We start from the raw sequence: 1,143 nt of genomic DNA, 5'->3' as shown, positions 1-1,143 counted from the left end.
TGCTCGGCACCAAACGAATTCTCATCCTTGACGGAACACCCCAGCAAATGGGCGAAGCACACGGATCGCTCGCTAAAGATTCAGTAAGAAAACTCGTCAACAGAGTCCTCTTCGGCGTAGGACTCGCAGATACCTTCCGCTCCGGAGAATGGTTCATCAACGTTATGGACGACATCTACAAAAGAACCTCCCCATACATCCCTAAACGATTCATAGACGAATGCTACTCACTCGCAAATGCAGCAAAAATACCACAACGCGACGCCCTATACGCAAACCTATTCCCCGAACGCTTTCACTGCAGCGGCGTCGCCGTCAAAGGAAAGGCTTCTCTAAACGGTCAGGTCCTCCACGCCCGCGTCCTTGACTATATGCGAGACATCGGACTCCAGAACTACGCCGCCGTCGTCGTCTTTATACCCAACCAGAAAAACGCCTGGATCACCCTCGGCTACTCCGGCTTCATCGGTACCGTCACCGCAATGAACGAAAAAGGCGTCGCAATCGGTGAAATGGGCGGCCGCGGCGAAGGACTCTGGGACGGTATGCCTATGAGCCTACTCCTCAGAGAAGTTATGGAAAACGCCTCAACCGCAGAACAAGCCGTCCAGATAATCAAAAACACCCCAAGAACCTGCGAATACTACTACGTCGTTAGCGACAAATCAGGCTACATCAGAGCCCTCCACTGCCTCCCCGATAAAATCACCATCCTAAAACCCGGCGAACAACACCCGCTCCTCCCAAAAATCCCCGAAGACACAGTCCTCATCTCAGGCGACCAACGCGCCCAAACCCTCAGCCAGCGACTTATCCAATACTACGGCTCAATAGACCCACAAAAAATGATCGAAATTATCAAAAGACCAGTCGCTATGAAATCAAACCTCCACAACGCCATATTCGCCCCACAAACACTTGATATGTGGTTCGCCGACGCCGGCAAAACCACCCCAGCCTGCGACGAACCCTACTACCACATCAACCTCAACCACCTCCTCACACTATACCGCCAGCTAAAAACAGCCTCCAAAAACTAAAAAATCACCAAAAAACACTTCAGGATTTAAGCCAAACCCCCCAACCCCCCCCACCTCCCGACCTGAAACACAACACCCTGACCAACAACAACTTAAACAAAAA

The 1,143-nt window shown here is 51.4% G+C and carries 1 protein-coding gene; it reads left to right on the top strand.

The features are described 5' to 3' along the window. Positions 1 to 1,040: C45 family peptidase (locus tag ABJK56_RS06250; RefSeq protein WP_347243805.1), on the top strand; the 1,040-nt coding region annotated here is incomplete at its 5' end. Positions 1,041 to 1,143 lie beyond the last annotated feature (103 nt).

Source organism: Thermogutta sp., assembly GCF_039793925.1.
Classification (GTDB): Bacteria; Planctomycetota; Planctomycetia; order Pirellulales; family Thermoguttaceae; genus Thermogutta.
Note: the sequence above shows the minus strand (reverse complement) of the source record. Positions and strands in the feature narration are given on the sequence as shown.